The organism is Gordonia ajococcus, from assembly GCF_012974285.1.
GTDB classification, from domain to species: domain Bacteria; phylum Actinomycetota; class Actinomycetes; order Mycobacteriales; family Mycobacteriaceae; genus Gordonia; species Gordonia amicalis.
Genome location: NZ_CP052884.1, coordinates 406,956 through 420,737 on the forward strand (window position 1 = coordinate 406,956; position 13,782 = coordinate 420,737).

Below are 13,782 nucleotides of genomic sequence, written 5' to 3' on the forward strand. Positions count from 1 at the left end.
AGCGTCGCACAGCTGCCCGGTAAGGTTGTCCGAGCAAGCTGACGTCTATCGAACCGGCGCACGAGCCGGCGGGAGGTAACTCGACGTGGCCCTCGTGGTGCAGAAGTACGGCGGATCCTCGGTCGCAACGGCCGAACGCATCCGTCGCGTTGCCGAGCGCATCGTCGAGACGAAGAAACAGGGCAACGACGTCGTTGTCGTCGTCTCGGCGATGGGCGACACCACCGACGAACTACTCGACCTCGCCCAGCAGGTCAATCCGGCGCCGCCGGCGAGGGAGATGGACATGCTCCTCACCTCGGGCGAGCGCATCTCCAACGCACTCGTGGCGATGGCCATCAGTTCCCTTGGCGCACACGCACAGTCGTTCACCGGCTCGCAGGCCGGCGTGATCACGACGAGCAGCCACGGCAAGGCCAAGATCATCGACGTCACGCCGGGCCGGGTCCGCAGCGCACTCGACGACGGCAAGATCGTGCTGGTCGCCGGGTTCCAGGGTGTTTCGCAGGACACCAAGGACATCACCACGCTCGGCCGCGGCGGTTCCGACACCACCGCCGTCGCGCTGGCGGCGGCCCTCAACGCCGACGTCTGCGAGATCTACACCGACGTCGACGGCGTGTACTCCGCCGACCCGCGCATCGTCCCCGACGCCCGCCGCCTCGACAAGGTCTCCTTCGAGGAGATGCTCGAGCTCGCGGCCTGTGGCGCGAAGGTCCTGATGCTGCGGTGCGTGGAGTACGCCCGCCGGTACAACGTTCCCGTTCACGTGCGCTCGTCGTACTCGACCAAACCCGGCACCGTGGTGACCGGATCGATGGAGGACATTCCCGTGGAAGAAGCCATTCTCACCGGCGTCGCACACGATCGCAGCGAGGCCAAGATCACCGTCGTGGGTCTCGACGACAAGCCGGGCTACGCCGCCAAGGTGTTCCGGGCCGTCGCCGACGCCGAGATCAACATCGACATGGTGTTGCAGAACGTCTCGAAGGTCGACACCGGCAAGACCGACATCACCTTCACCCTGCCGCGCGAGCTCGGCCCGCTGGGCGTCGAGAAGCTCACCAAGCTGCAGCAGGAGATCGGGTTCACCGATCTGCTGTACGACGATCACATCGGCAAGGTCTCGCTCGTCGGTGCCGGCATGAAGTCGCACCCGGGCGTCACCGCGACCTTCTGTGAGGCGCTCAGCGAGGCCGGCGTGAACATCGAACTGATCTCCACCTCGGAGATCCGTATCTCGGTGCTGTGCCGCGACACCGAACTCGACGACGCCGTGCGCGCCCTGCATGCGGCCTTCGATCTCGGCGGCGAAGAAGAAGCCGTCGTCTACGCCGGAACGGGCCGATAACCGTGGGTGCACGTATCGGAGTCGTCGGCGCGACCGGTCAGGTCGGCGCCGTCATGCGAACCCTGCTGGCGGAGCGCAACTTCCCGGCCGACGAGGTGCGCTTCTTCGCCTCGCCCCGGTCGGCGGGCAAGAAACTTCCCTGGGGCGACGGGGAGATCGTGGTGGAGGATGCGGCGACCGCAGACCCCGCCGGTCTCGACATCGCCCTGTTCTCCGCGGGTGCCACGATGTCCCGTGAGCAGGCACCGCGTTTCGCTGCTGCCGGCGTCACGGTGATCGACAACTCGTCGGCGTGGCGCAAGGATCCCGATGTGCCGCTGGTGGTCTCGGAGGTCAACGGCGAACTGGCGAAGAACCCGCCCAAGGGCATCATCGCCAACCCCAACTGCACCACGATGGCCGCGATGCCGGTGCTCAAGCCGCTGCACGACGAAGCCGGACTGCAGCGCCTCATCATCTCCAGCTATCAGGCGGTCTCCGGCAGCGGTCTGGCCGGTGTCGAGGAACTCGCCACCCAGGTGCGCGCGGTGGCCGGCGAGGCCGAGAAGCTCGTCCACGACGGCTCGGCCGTGAACTTCCCGGCACCGAACAAGTACGTCGCGCCCATCGCATTCAACGTTGTGGCACTTGCGGGTTCGCTCGTCGACGACGGCTCCGGCGAGACCGACGAGGATCAGAAGCTGCGCAACGAATCGCGCAAGATCCTCGGTCTGCCGGAACTTCTCGTGAGTGGCACCTGTGTGCGAGTGCCGGTCTTCACCGGACACTCGCTGTCGATCAACGCCGAATTCGCGAACCCGTTGTCGGTGGCCCGTGCCCAGGAGATCCTCGGCGCCGCAGCCGGTGTGGAGCTGGCCGACGTGCCGACGCCGCTCGCGGCCGCCGGCAAGGACGTCTCGCTCGTGGGTCGCATCCGTCAGGACCCGGGTGCCCCCGAAGGTCGCGGTCTCGCATTGTTCGTCTCGGGTGACAACCTGCGAAAAGGCGCTGCCCTCAACACGATTCAGATCGCCGAACTGCTGGTCTGAGCGGCCTTCGAGGCTCGCTCCGCTCACGCCTCAGGCGACGAAGGGGCGACGGCCGCTGCCGCCTCGGTGATGATCTCGCGCATCGACGCCTCCGCGGCCTTCGGGTCGCGGAGGCGTATTGCTCGTGCCACGTCGTCGTGCAGTGCGATCGCGGCCGGGTTGGGCGACGTCGGCATCATTCCGTGATGGGTGCGTCCGGCGAGCACCTCGCCGACGACGTCGGCCAGGGATCGGAACATCTCGTTGCCGCTCGCCTCCAGCAAGGTGCGGTGAAAGACCTTGTCGGCCAGTAGGTATGACTCCAGGTCGCCGGTGCGGCCGTGAACAGACATGTCCGACACCGCGGCTGCGAGGATGCGGCACTGTTGTTCGTTCGCGCGTTCGGCGGCCAGCGCGGCCGCCACGGGCTCGAATCCGCGTCGTAGTTCCGACAGGGTGGCGAGGAAGTCCGACCGGTCCGCGCCGTCGAGACGCCACCGGATCAGCCGCGGGTCGAAGACACTCCAGCGCGTCCGTGGCTGGATGGTGATGCCGACGCGACGTCGTGACTCGACGAGTCCCATCGATTCGAGGACCTTGATCACCTCGCGGGCCACGGTTCGGGATACCCCATGGTCGGTGCAGATGGCGTCGAGCGTCAGGACGCTGCCGGCGGGGTGCGCTCCCGAGACGATGCGCCGACCGATGGCGGCGAGGATCTCGTCGTGGCGCTCGGTGGTCCCACGTGTGCTCTGACTCACTTTTTCATCTTCTCATTAGCGGCCGCGACCGCCAATCAGCGTACTTATTGTTTTCGAGACTTGCATAAGTATGACTATTGCGGCAGTCTCCGTGATCATCAGCACAGCGATGTGGAGGAGTTGGCATGAGATCACCGGTGGTCGTCATGGGGGTCTCGGGGTCGGGTAAGTCGACGGTGGGAGCCGCCTTGGCGCAGCGTCTGCGTGTGCCGTTCGCTGATGCCGACGACTTCCACTCGGCGGAGAACATCGCCAAGATGTCCGCCGGGCAACCGCTCGACGACGACGACCGCCGACCCTGGCTCGAGTCCATCGGCGTCTGGCTGGCCGAGCACGGTGACGGCGGCGTGATGAGCTGCTCGGCGCTCAAGCTCGAGTACCGCGACCGTCTTCGCGGACATGAGCCGTCGGTGCTCTTCGCGCACCTGGCCGGCTCGGTCGAGGTCATCGCGCGCCGGCAGGCATCGCGTCCGGGCCACTTCATGCCGTCGGCGCTCCTCGCCTCCCAGTTCGACACTCTCGAACCCCTGACCTCCGATGAACGCGGACTGACCGTCGACGTCGACCAGAGCGTGGACGCCATCGTCGACGAACTCGTTGCCTCACTCCCCAACGGCGAGGAGAACTGAACATGTTGTCCATAAGCACGATTCTTGCCGCCGGTGCGGATCTGCCCGAGCCCGTCGCGGCGGGCTGGCAACTCGTCGTCGCGGCGCTGGCCGGCATCGCCGTCATCGTCGTCGCGATCACGGTCGCCAAGGTGCATCCGTTCCTCGCCCTGGTCGGTGGCGGCGCCACCGTCGGCATCGTCGCGGGGGAGTCGATCCCGACTGTCCTGGAATCATTCACCACCGGATTCGGTTCGACCGCAGCCGGTGTCGGCATCCTCATCGCACTCGGCGCGATGTTCGCGAAACTCCTGGCCGACTCCGGCGGAGCGGACGAGATCGTGGACACGATTGTCGGGCACGCCTCGCCGCGGATGCTGCCGTGGGCGATGGCCCTCGTCGGCGCCATCATCGGACTGCCGATGTTCTTCGAGATCGGTCTCGTGCTCCTGATGCCGGTGATCTATCTCGTCGCCCGGCGGTCCGGTCTGGGCCTGATCCCCATCGGCATCCCCGCGCTCGCCGGCCTCTCGGCCATGCATGGCTTCGTTCCGCCGCATCCGGGCCCGCTCGTCGCGATCGACGCCCTCGGTGCCGACCTCGGCCTGACGCTCGCTCTCGGTGTGGGCGTCGCCATCCCGACGATCATCGTCTCGGGTCCGCTGTTCGCCACCGTCGCCGGGAAGTGGGTGACGGTCGAGGCGCCGCACACCTTCGACATCGACCCTGATGACGGTCCGACGACCAAGCGGCCGTCCTTCGGGATCACCATGTTCAGCGTCTTGCTGCCCGTCGTCCTGATGCTGGGCAAGGCGCTCGCCGAGATCTTCATCTCCGACGAAGACCAACCCGTGCGGAGGATTCTCGACATCCTCGGTACCCCGCTGATCGCACTGCTGATCGCCGTCATCGTCGCGATGTTCACGCTGGGCCGCGGCTCGGGGATGGACCGCGAGACGATCTCGAAGTGCGCCGGTGCGGCATTGCCCGCCATCGCCGGCATCCTGTTGATCGTCTCCGCCGGTGGCGGTTTCAAGCAGGTCCTCGTCGACACCGGCATCGGCACGCTGCTGGCGGACTGGGCCACCGGCGCGAACATTCCGGTACTGGTCCTCGCCTGGGTCCTTGCCGCGCTGATCCGTCTGGCCACCGGGTCGGCGACCGTCGCGACCATCACCGCGTCCTCGCTGATGCTCGGCCTCGTGGACGGATTGAGCTCGGGCGAGGTCTCCCTGGTTGTCCTCGCGATCGGTGCCGGCTCGGTCTTCCTGTCCCACGTCAACGACGCCGGTTTCTGGTTGGTGAAGGAGTACTTCGGCATGACCGTCGGCCAGACCTTCAAGACCTGGTCGATGATGGAGACCCTTCTCTCGGTCAGCGGCCTGGTCGTCGTGCTGGCGCTGGGGCTGGTGATCTGACGGAGCCGACCGCGCCGCTCGGAAAAGCGCCCCGGTGAACCGCCCCTGGAATGCGCCCTCAGCAGCCGGGTCGTCGACATATTGTCGTCGAATGCCTCTGGAGGGCGGATCCCCGGGGCGGTTCTGCGGTAGCTTGGTGGGGCCTGCGCGGCGACCTTCGTCGGCCGCGACGGGATGCCGGTCGCGCTGTGCACGCAGTTCGTGGCGACCTCGCCGCCGGCGTGGCGGCGCCGACCGTTGTTCTGTTCGATCCCCGTACGGCGCAACCGTTGGCGTCGAGGCAACTGACCAAAGGTGGACTGCTCGGCGGGGTCTACGGCTACCTCGACTACCGCGACCGGGTCGTCGTCGCAGATGGGTCCGGGTCGATTCTGCGTGTCGCACACCGAAAGACGGTCACCGGCTGGCAAGTCCAGGTCGATGACCGCGTCGATGTCTCGGCCCACATCCCGACCGGCGACACGATCACCGGTCTCGCACCGGATTTCGACGGACGCGTCTGGTTTGCGACGACCCGCGGCGTCGTGGGGACGGTGGATGAGGACAAGCGCGTTCACTCGACGCGACTGCCGCGGGGCGAGGAACTCGGCAACGGACTGTCGATCCGACGATCGGGGGCGTCGATCCTGACGACGCACGCCCTGTACGAGATGCGCGCGGAACGCGGTGCCGCGCCGCGGATCGTGTGGCGTCGATCGTACGACCGCGGCCCTGCACGCAAACCCGGCCAGCTGACCTGGGGATCGGGGACCACCCCCACGTACTTCGGCCCGGGCGGTGACGGCTGGGTGGCGATCGTCGACAACGCGGACCGGCCGGACCTCCGGGTGTTCCGCAGTGACGACGGGTCCGAGGTGTGCCGGATCCGGGCCTTCGACCGTTCGGGGCCGGGTACCGAGAACTCACCGATGGCCTGGGGCAACTCTGTCGTCATCCCCAGCACGTACGGATACCAGTATCCGCCGATGGCGGTGACCGGTCCGGCGGTTCCCGCGGACGCCCCCTTCACCGGTGGCGCGACCCGAATCGACGTCGACGAGAACGGGTGCCGGCGCGTGTGGGAGAACTCCGACCGGATCGCGACGCTGCCGAGGCTCTCGCGCGCGGACGGCCTCATCCATGCGCTCGGCTACGGTCCGTGGGCTCCGAGCCGGCCGCAACAGCTCGGTCCGGTCGCTTACGTCGCGACGGATTTCGCGACCGGACTCCGTGTCGAGATCCGACAAGTCGGGAATGCGCCCGCCGACGAACCGCTCGAACTCACCGGCACCATCACCGCGGACGGAGCTCTGTGGCAGGCGACGGTCGGGCGGATGCTCAAGATCGTGCCGGCCGGCCGCTGACGGTCGCGGACGGCCAGGTCACCGAGGTGTCGTGATCAAGGGTCACTCACAACACGCCCCGGAAGCCGACCCGGTCACCTGACTCCACTTACTGTGGGGTAGGTTACTCGCCCATGAAGCTGAAGTCGGGTATGAGCATCGGGTCACGCCGCAGGTCACGCCTGCGAACGGCCGCGATAGCGGGGGTGGCGGCCGCATGCGCGGCCGCGTTGATCAGTCCGGCGTCGGACGCGAGTGCGGCCGACTTCTACACGCCGCCGTCGTCCTTCGCCACCGAGCCCGGCTCGGTGATCCGGAGCCAGGAGATCCCGCTGCTCCTGCAGATCCCCGGCGCGCCCGGACAGTGGCCGGGCACGGCCCGCAAGGTCATGTACACCTCGACCTACCAGGACGGCACCCCCGCGGCCGTGACCGGAACCGTCGTCGAGCCGACCGCGCCGTGGCGTGGGAAGGGGCCGCGGCCGACCGTCGTCGTCGGCCCGGGCACCATCGGCCAAGGTGACCAGTGCGCGGCGTCGAAGATGATGACCCTGCCGGTGTCGATCGACATCACCAAACCCAGTATCGGCGTCAACTACACCGCGCCGGAGACGTACTACATGCTGCTCAACGGCGTTCGGGTGTTCGTCACCGACTACATCGGCATGGGCACCCCGGGTATCCACACCTACGTCAACCGGTCCGAGACCGGCCACGCCATGCTCGACGGTGCCCGCGCGGCGTTGCGCGCCTCCGGGGCCCCGGCCGATGCGCCGGTCGGGTTCGCCGGGTACTCGCAGGGCGGGGGCGCCGCTGCGTCCGCCGCCGAACTCGCCGCGACCTACGCGCCCGAACTGAACGTCCGTGCCAGTTACGCCGGTGCGCCGCCGGCCGACCTGGAGAAGGTCATCCCGGCCATCGACGGCAGCACCATCGCCGGGGCCATCGGATTCGCCATCAACGGCCTCACCCAGCGGTACCCGGAGGTCGCCGACGTGGTGCACAGGGAGACCAACGCGTCCGGAAAGGCTGCGCTGCGGCAGATCTCGACGAGCTGCATCGGTGACATCATCCCGGCGTACGGATTCCAGCGGACGCAGAACTGGACACGCACCGGCGAGACGCTCTCCGCGGTCATCGCGCGATCGCCCGGAGTGCAGAAGGTCGTCGGCGAACAGCGCATCGGCCGCCTCAAGCCGAACGCGCCGGTGTTCCTCGAGGGCGGCCTCCACGACGACGTGATCCCATACGGCCAGGTCGCGCAGCTCGCCGCGGACTGGCGCGCACAGGGCGCCGACGTCCGGTTCGTGACGAACCCGACGCCGCCGATCCTGACCAAGTCGATCGTCAACCACGTTGTCCCCATGCTGGGCACCTTCCTGCCCGGTATGGAGTTCGTCCTCGGCGAGTTCCAGAAGTAGACCCGGGGAGCAGAACCACTCGAACCGCAGACAGGGCCCGCCGGCCCTTCGAGACGCGTCCTCCGCAAGCTCCGGACGCTCCTCAGGGGGCGGGGGCGCGGGCCCTGTCGTCTCGGGACGCTCCTCAGGGGGCGGGGGGCGCGCCTGTCTCGGGACGCTCCTCAGGGGGTGCCGGGGCGCGGGCCCTGTCTGTCTCCGGACGCTCCTCAGGGGGCGGGACGCGGGCCCTGTCTGTCTCCGGACGCTCCTCAGGGGCCCGGGACCTGTCGGTACCCGACGCCCGGATGGCAGGATCGAGGAATGAACGATCCGCACGGGCCGGGGGGAGGTGCGAACGGGGATCCCCATGATCGAGACCCCGAACGCATCCCGAGCCAGGCAGAACTCGACGCCGAGGACCTCGCCGAGCTGGAACGGTCGTCGCGTGACCACGACCAGGCCTCGCTCTATCCGCCGCGGCCGGCCGATCCGGGCCGCCCGCCGGTGGCGCTGGTCCTCCACGCCCGCGTGGTCTGGTGGGCCGCGGCGGTCATCGGGTCGATCCTGGCGGTCTACGGCTTCTTCAACCTCAGCACCATCACCGACGACCTGCGGCTCCGTCTGCTCGAGGGGGTCGTGTCCGACCCGGCCAACTCCGCCCCCGAGGACCAGATCGATACACTGGCCGGCTTCTTCCCGCCGTTCATGCTGGTGATGATCGTGGTGGTGCTGGTGATCGAGTATCTGCTCCTGGTGGCAGCGGCCACCCACCACAGCCGTCATTGCCGCAACTTCTTCCTCGCCGCGGTGGTGGTTCATCTCCTCTGTATCCCCGTCGGCGTCGACCTGCTCTTCCGTTATCCGGACATCACGTCCACGATGGTCGTCCTCAGCTACGTGCAGTTCGCCCTGCTGGTGATCGCCGCGCTCTTCACGCTGCGTCGGTCGGTGAACACGTGGCTGCCCGAATCCACGAGGATGAAGCCGACCCGTATGCTGCGCGGCCGCTGAACGTCGGCGCCGTCACGCCCGCGCCGACTTTGTCAGGCCCGCCACCTGCCGGTTTGGTCGGAATGATCCCGGGTACTGGTCTGTTGGACAGAACGTTGGTTCTACGGCCGACCCTGTCTGATCGCGACTCACCCGAAGACCCGAACTCAGGAGGATCTCCGATGGCAATCGAGCCGGTGTACACCATTTCGTCCAAGGCGTCCGGTGGTGGACGTGACGGTGAGGTGGTTTCGGCGACGGGTCGGATCGACCTCTCCCTCCGGCCGCCGAAGGAAATGGGTGGCAGCGGCGACGGCAGCAATCCGGAAGAACTCTTCTCGGCCGGGTACGCGGCATGTTTTCTGGGTGCCCTCCGCGCCACGTCGAAGGCGGCCGGTAGCCCGGTGCCCGACGAGTCCACCGTCTAATTCGAGGGGTCACACGGCGGCAACCGGTCCCCGTTCGTTTTCCCTCCCAGCGGGACGTCTCTACCCACCGGGGCATCGAGACCGGCTCCGGAGCAGCGCAGATATGACAAGAAAGGAAGTTCTTGATCATGACCACCACTCCCATCACCAGCACTCTCACCGAAGAGCAGCAGTCCGTGGCCGGAAAGGCCCTGCAGGACACCCTCGTCGACCTGATCGACCTCAGTCTGATCGCGAAGCAGGCCCACTGGAACGTCGTGGGCAAGCAGTTCCGATCGGTGCACCTCGATCTCGACGAACTGGTCACCGTGGCGCGTGAGTTCACCGACTCGGCGGCCGAGCGTGCCACCGCGATCGGCGTCAGTCCCGACGGGCGCGCCGAAACCGTGGCGAAGACCGCGAACACCAAGGGATTCGGCGAAGGCTGGACCAAGGACTCGGATGTCGTCGACGCCATCGTCGCCAACCTCAAGGCGGTCGTCGCGGGACTCCGCGAGCGCATCGACGCCACCGAGGAGGCCGACCCGGTGACCCAGGATCTGCTCATCTCGTTCGCGTCGAAACTCGAACAGCTGCACTGGATGTGGCAGGCACAGGTCGCCTGACCAGCAGAACACCCCGTTGATCGGGGCCTCTCACAGCGACGAACCCCGCCGGTCTCACCGGCGGGGTTCGTCGTATTCCGATGTCGTCGTGGATGTTCGGAAGGCTCGGGATCCATGGTCGGCGTCAGTCGCCGGCCGGTTCGGTGGCCTTCTTCTCGATGGTCTTCTTCTCGACGACGTTCTTCGCGGCGGACTCGTGGTCGGTGGTCGTGGTGTCGGTGCCTGCTGTGTTCGTGACGGCGACGTGTGAGCCGGCGTCGTCGTCGACCGCGTAGGAATCGCGGAAGGAGACACGAGGAGTCGACGCCGAGTGGTAAAGGGCGATGCCGGCGAAGACGAGTGCGGCCAGCCCGAAGATCGCGGACGCGGCGATCGTGACGACGTGGACGGCCGTGGCGTACACCCCGTCGATCGGACCGGTCGCGACGGCGCCCGCCGCGGCGAGGGCCGCGCCCAGCAGGGCCCAGACCGCCGAGCGAATCCACGGCGCCACCACCGAGGCGTAGAAGAGGCGCTGGTAGATGGTGAGCGAGAACTCGTCCACTGCGGCCAGACGAACCTCGTCAGCGCCTGCGAGGTCGCGCAGTTCGCGTGCCAGTGCCGTCTGTCTCTGGAGGGTCGCGGACTCCCGTTCCCGGTACCGCACGAACGCGGCGGCACCGAACGCCGACGCGAGAAGACCCAACCCGACCATGACTCCCCAATAGTCCACGGCACACACGCTACAACGCCGTCCGTCACCGCTCGTGAACCAGGTCACATGGTGGGACGGTCGGCACCGGTCACAGCGGTGCGGTCGAGTACCGGTGCGCGCGAGGAGTCGATGGGACCGGTCATCGCTGATACGTTGGGCGACCGTCTAGCCATCGCGGTCACGAAACGTCCGACCCCTCGGGTCGAGCGGAACCGAGAACGGGAGGAATGCACGGGTGACGATCAGATTGATCGGCGCGACGATCGTGTGCGTGATGCTCGGGCTGTTCATCAGCGCATCTGCGGGGCAAGCGGGAACGAACGACGTCGTCGCGTTCGCTGACCCACAACCGGGGGTCGCCGTCCTGTCCGGCGCGGAACCCGAGGCGGTCCTCGTCAGCCGCGAGTTGTACTCCCGATCCGCCGAGGCGATCCTGCTCGCACCGGGTGCACTCGCCGACCCCGAGACACGGAATCGCGTCGGGGAGACCGCAGGTGACAAGCACGTGCCGGTGCTCACCGTGACCCCGCAGACGGCGGACGACGTCGACGACGAGCTGGGGCGTCTCGGTGCGCAACGGGTGGTGCGACTCGGCGAGGTCGAAGGGCTCGAGGGTCGTCGGCCCGCGATCGATCTCGGGGACCTGCGAGGCAACCGGCCGCGAGACGGGGACGAACCGATCGTGATGGTCTCCCGGGACACCCCTGTCGATGCCACGCTGACCGCTCGTTCCGGAGCGCGCGTCGTCGAGGTGCCGTTCCCCGACCCGCGCGCGAACACGCCTGCCGTGGCCGCTCTGACCGGTGCTTCGTCGCAGACCCCGATCCGAGCGGTCGGAGCCGGCTTCGGCGACACCGAGGACTTCGCGGCACGGGTCGACCAGGCGCGGCGAACGCCGGAACTCCCCGGCGGTGGACAGGTCGTGTTCCCGGGCAGGCGGATGGTCGCGCTCTACGGTTCCCCCGACGCGCCGGCCCTGGGTCCGCTCGGCCGGCAGGGGATCGAGGCGTCGATCGAACGCGTCCGGCGTCTCGCGGCCGACTATCAGCGGGTCAGTGCCGAGCCGGTCGTCCCCGCGTTCGAGATCATCGCGACCGTCGCATCGTCGGAACCGGGCGAGGGCTCCAACTACACGAGCATGATCGACCCCGCGACGTTGCGGCCGTGGGTCGAGGCGGCCGGACGTGCCGGTGTCTACGTGACTCTCGACCTCCAGCCCGGACGTATGGACTTCCTGACCCAGGCCCAGAAGTATGCGGAGCTCCTGGCCCTGCCGCATGTCGGGCTGGCGCTCGACCCGGAGTGGCGCCTCAAGCCGGATCAGGTACACCTGAAGCAGATCGGGTCCGTCGAGGCCGCCGAGGTGAATCGCACCTCGGCGTGGCTCGCGGGAATGGTGCGTGAGCGAGGACTGCCACAGAAGCTCTTCGTGCTGCACCAGTTCGACGCCGGCATGCTCGGTCAGCGGAAGAACATCGTCACCGACCGAGAGGAACTCCAGGTGGTCCTGCACGCCGACGGGCACGGGACACCGCCGGTCAAGATGGAGACCTGGCGCAGATTGCTCGGTGATCTTCCCGCGGGGGTGTGGATGGGCTGGAAGAATTTCTACACGGAGGACAAGCCGACGTTCTCGCCGGCGACGACCATGGCGGTCGCGCCGACACCCTGGTTCGTCTCGTACCAGTAGCGCGCCGGGAGGCCTGCCACCTCCGGGCTCCGACCGGCGCCCGGGACACGCGACCCCGCGCCACGAGGTTCCAGAACGCGACGGGACGCACCCGACAGGGAGGAACCCCGGTGACCACGACTCCGGCCGACCCGCAGTCCCAGCGGCATCCCGTCCCGACCGCCGCCGATCTGGCCGCGTGTCCGACACCGGGGGAGCGATCCGACCCGCTGGCGATCCTCGCCAGACAGTCGCTGAACAGGGTGCCCGAACTCATCCCCGTCCGGCACGCGCGGATGGCGGCGACGCCGTTCACGTTCTATCGCGGCGCGGCGGCAGTCATGGCCGACGATCTCTCGCGAACCCCGGACACCGGAATCATCACGCAGCTCTGCGGGGATGCCCACCTGAGCAATCTGGGCCTGTTCTTCAGTCCGGAGCGTCGAATGGTCTTCGACCTGAACGATTTCGACGAGACCCACATCGGTCCCTTCGAATGGGACGTGAAACGGCTGGCGGCGAGTTTCACGATCGCAGGTCGCAACAACGGATTCGACGACACGACCAACCGGACGATCGCCAAGACCGTGGCGAAGACCTACCGTCGGACGATCAAACGCAGTGTCTCGCTGACCACTCTCGAATGTTGGTACGCCGGAATCGATGTCGACTCTCTGGTCGCGGAACTGGGAGACCGGCTGGACACCTCGGTGACGGAGCGGACGCAGAAGGCGCTACGCAAGGCCCGGCACCGGAACAGTGCCCAGGCCCTGGCCAAACTCTGCGAGATCGACCCGGACGGCACGGCACACATCCGCAGCGATCCGCCGCTGCTGGTGCCACTGAAAGAGCGCTTCTCCAGTGAGAACGCCGCCGTGGTCGAGGAACGTGTCCGAGAGCGGGTCGACAACTACCGGGCGACACTGCCGTTGCATGTGCAGGCGTTGCTCGCCCAGTTCTCGCTCGTCGACATCGCCTTCAAGGTCGTCGGAGTGGGGAGCGTCGGGACCCGGGCGTGGATCGTGCTGATGATGGGCAAGAACCTCGAGGATCCGCTCTTCCTCCAGGTGAAGGAGGCTCAGCGGTCGGTCCTCGCCGATTACGTCCCGACCTCGGGATTCGACAACCAGGGCCAGCGCGTCGTCGAGGGCCAGCGTCTCCTGCAGGCGGCGAGCGACCTCTTTCTGGGCTGGTCGACGGGGCTCGACGAGAACGGCGAGCGACGTGACTTCTACGTGCGCCAGCTCCGCGACGGGAAGGGGTCGGTCGTCGTCGAGGCGCTCGAACCCGACGCGATGAAACTCTATGCGCGCCTGTGCGGGACGGCGCTCGCCCAGGCGCACGCCAGGACGTCGACTCGCTTCGACATCGCACGATATCTCTCCGAGACAAAGGGTTTCGCGGATGCCGTGGCGGAGTTCTCGATCGCCTACGCAGATCTCAACGACGCCGATCATACCCAGATGACGGCGGCGATCAGCCGCGGCGAGCTGAGTGTGCACGACCTCACCGCGGCGGGAAAGAGCTGA

General features: G+C 67.6%; 11 protein-coding genes and 2 pseudogenes. 11 read left to right on the forward strand and 2 right to left on the reverse strand.

Annotated features, from left to right (window positions below; all coding sequences use genetic code 11):
* Window positions 1-85: 85 nt before the first annotated feature.
* Window positions 86-1,351: an aspartate kinase gene (locus GAA2_RS01770; protein WP_006435125.1), complete on the forward strand. Its 1,266-nt coding sequence runs from the start codon at window positions 86-88 to the stop codon at window positions 1,349-1,351.
* A 2-nt stretch (window positions 1,352-1,353) separates the two neighbouring features.
* On the forward strand, window positions 1,354-2,379 hold the full coding sequence (locus GAA2_RS01775; protein ID WP_006435124.1) for an aspartate-semialdehyde dehydrogenase: 1,026 nt from the start codon (window positions 1,354-1,356) through the stop codon (window positions 2,377-2,379).
* A 23-nt stretch (window positions 2,380-2,402) separates the two neighbouring features.
* Here GAA2_RS01775 and GAA2_RS01780 read toward each other — a convergent pair whose 3' ends face one another.
* Window positions 2,403-3,119 (reverse strand): FadR/GntR family transcriptional regulator, encoded by a 717-nt coding sequence (locus GAA2_RS01780; RefSeq protein WP_006435123.1) that lies wholly within the window; start codon window positions 3,117-3,119, stop codon window positions 2,403-2,405.
* A 125-nt stretch (window positions 3,120-3,244) separates the two neighbouring features.
* Between GAA2_RS01780 and GAA2_RS01785 the strand changes: the two genes are divergently transcribed.
* The 7 genes and pseudogenes from GAA2_RS01785 to GAA2_RS01815 all read left to right on the forward strand — a co-directional run bounded on the left by GAA2_RS01785 (window position 3,245) and on the right by GAA2_RS01815 (window position 9,890).
* Complete coding sequence (locus GAA2_RS01785) at window positions 3,245-3,748, forward strand: gluconokinase (RefSeq protein ID WP_006435122.1); 504 nt, start codon at window positions 3,245-3,247, stop codon at window positions 3,746-3,748.
* 2 nt (window positions 3,749-3,750) lie between these two features.
* Window positions 3,751-5,145, forward strand: coding sequence for a GntP family permease (locus GAA2_RS01790; protein WP_006435121.1), 1,395 nt, complete (start codon window positions 3,751-3,753; stop codon window positions 5,143-5,145).
* Window positions 5,146-5,280: 135 nt separating this feature from the next.
* Window positions 5,281-6,488, forward strand: a pseudogene (locus tag GAA2_RS01795) (hypothetical protein); the annotation flags it as partial.
* Window positions 6,489-6,601: 113 nt separating this feature from the next.
* Entirely contained in the window at window positions 6,602-7,888 is a 1,287-nt protein-coding gene (locus tag GAA2_RS01800) for a lipase family protein (protein ID WP_040004552.1), read from the forward strand.
* Window positions 7,889-8,188: 300 nt separating this feature from the next.
* Complete coding sequence (locus GAA2_RS01805) at window positions 8,189-8,878, forward strand: hypothetical protein (RefSeq protein WP_006435118.1); 690 nt, start codon at window positions 8,189-8,191, stop codon at window positions 8,876-8,878.
* Between the two features lie 161 nt (window positions 8,879-9,039).
* Window positions 9,040-9,282: pseudogene (locus tag GAA2_RS01810) on the forward strand (organic hydroperoxide resistance protein); the annotation flags it as partial.
* Between the two features lie 131 nt (window positions 9,283-9,413).
* The gene (locus tag GAA2_RS01815; RefSeq protein WP_006435116.1) at window positions 9,414-9,890 is read left to right on the forward strand and encodes a Dps family protein; all 477 of its coding nucleotides are present in this window, start codon (window positions 9,414-9,416) and stop codon (window positions 9,888-9,890) included.
* Window positions 9,891-10,014: 124 nt separating this feature from the next.
* On the opposite strand, the gene GAA2_RS01820 is transcribed toward GAA2_RS01815, so the two are convergent.
* Window positions 10,015-10,611 (reverse strand): hypothetical protein, encoded by a 597-nt coding sequence (locus GAA2_RS01820; RefSeq protein WP_006435115.1) that lies wholly within the window; start codon window positions 10,609-10,611, stop codon window positions 10,015-10,017.
* A 208-nt stretch (window positions 10,612-10,819) separates the two neighbouring features.
* Here GAA2_RS01820 and GAA2_RS01825 point away from each other — a divergent pair, with 208 nt between their 5' ends.
* Window positions 10,820-12,274 (forward strand): hypothetical protein, encoded by a 1,455-nt coding sequence (locus GAA2_RS01825; protein WP_006435114.1) that lies wholly within the window; start codon window positions 10,820-10,822, stop codon window positions 12,272-12,274.
* 110 nt (window positions 12,275-12,384) lie between these two features.
* Complete coding sequence (locus GAA2_RS01830; RefSeq protein WP_006435113.1) at window positions 12,385-13,782, forward strand: DUF2252 domain-containing protein; 1,398 nt, start codon at window positions 12,385-12,387, stop codon at window positions 13,780-13,782.

Bases quoted from the DNA above. Each gene is read 5' to 3' on its own strand.
- GAA2_RS01785 (WP_006435122.1), top strand. From the start codon at position 3,245: ATGAGATCACCGGTGGTCGTCATGGGGGTCTCGGGGTCGGGTAAGTCG.
- GAA2_RS01790 (WP_006435121.1), top strand. From the start codon at position 3,751: ATGTTGTCCATAAGCACGATTCTTGCCGCCGGTGCGGATCTGCCCGAG.
- GAA2_RS01800 (WP_040004552.1), top strand. From the start codon at position 6,602: ATGAAGCTGAAGTCGGGTATGAGCATCGGGTCACGCCGCAGGTCACGC.
- GAA2_RS01805 (WP_006435118.1), top strand. From the start codon at position 8,189: ATGAACGATCCGCACGGGCCGGGGGGAGGTGCGAACGGGGATCCCCAT.
- GAA2_RS01815 (WP_006435116.1), top strand. From the start codon at position 9,414: ATGACCACCACTCCCATCACCAGCACTCTCACCGAAGAGCAGCAGTCC.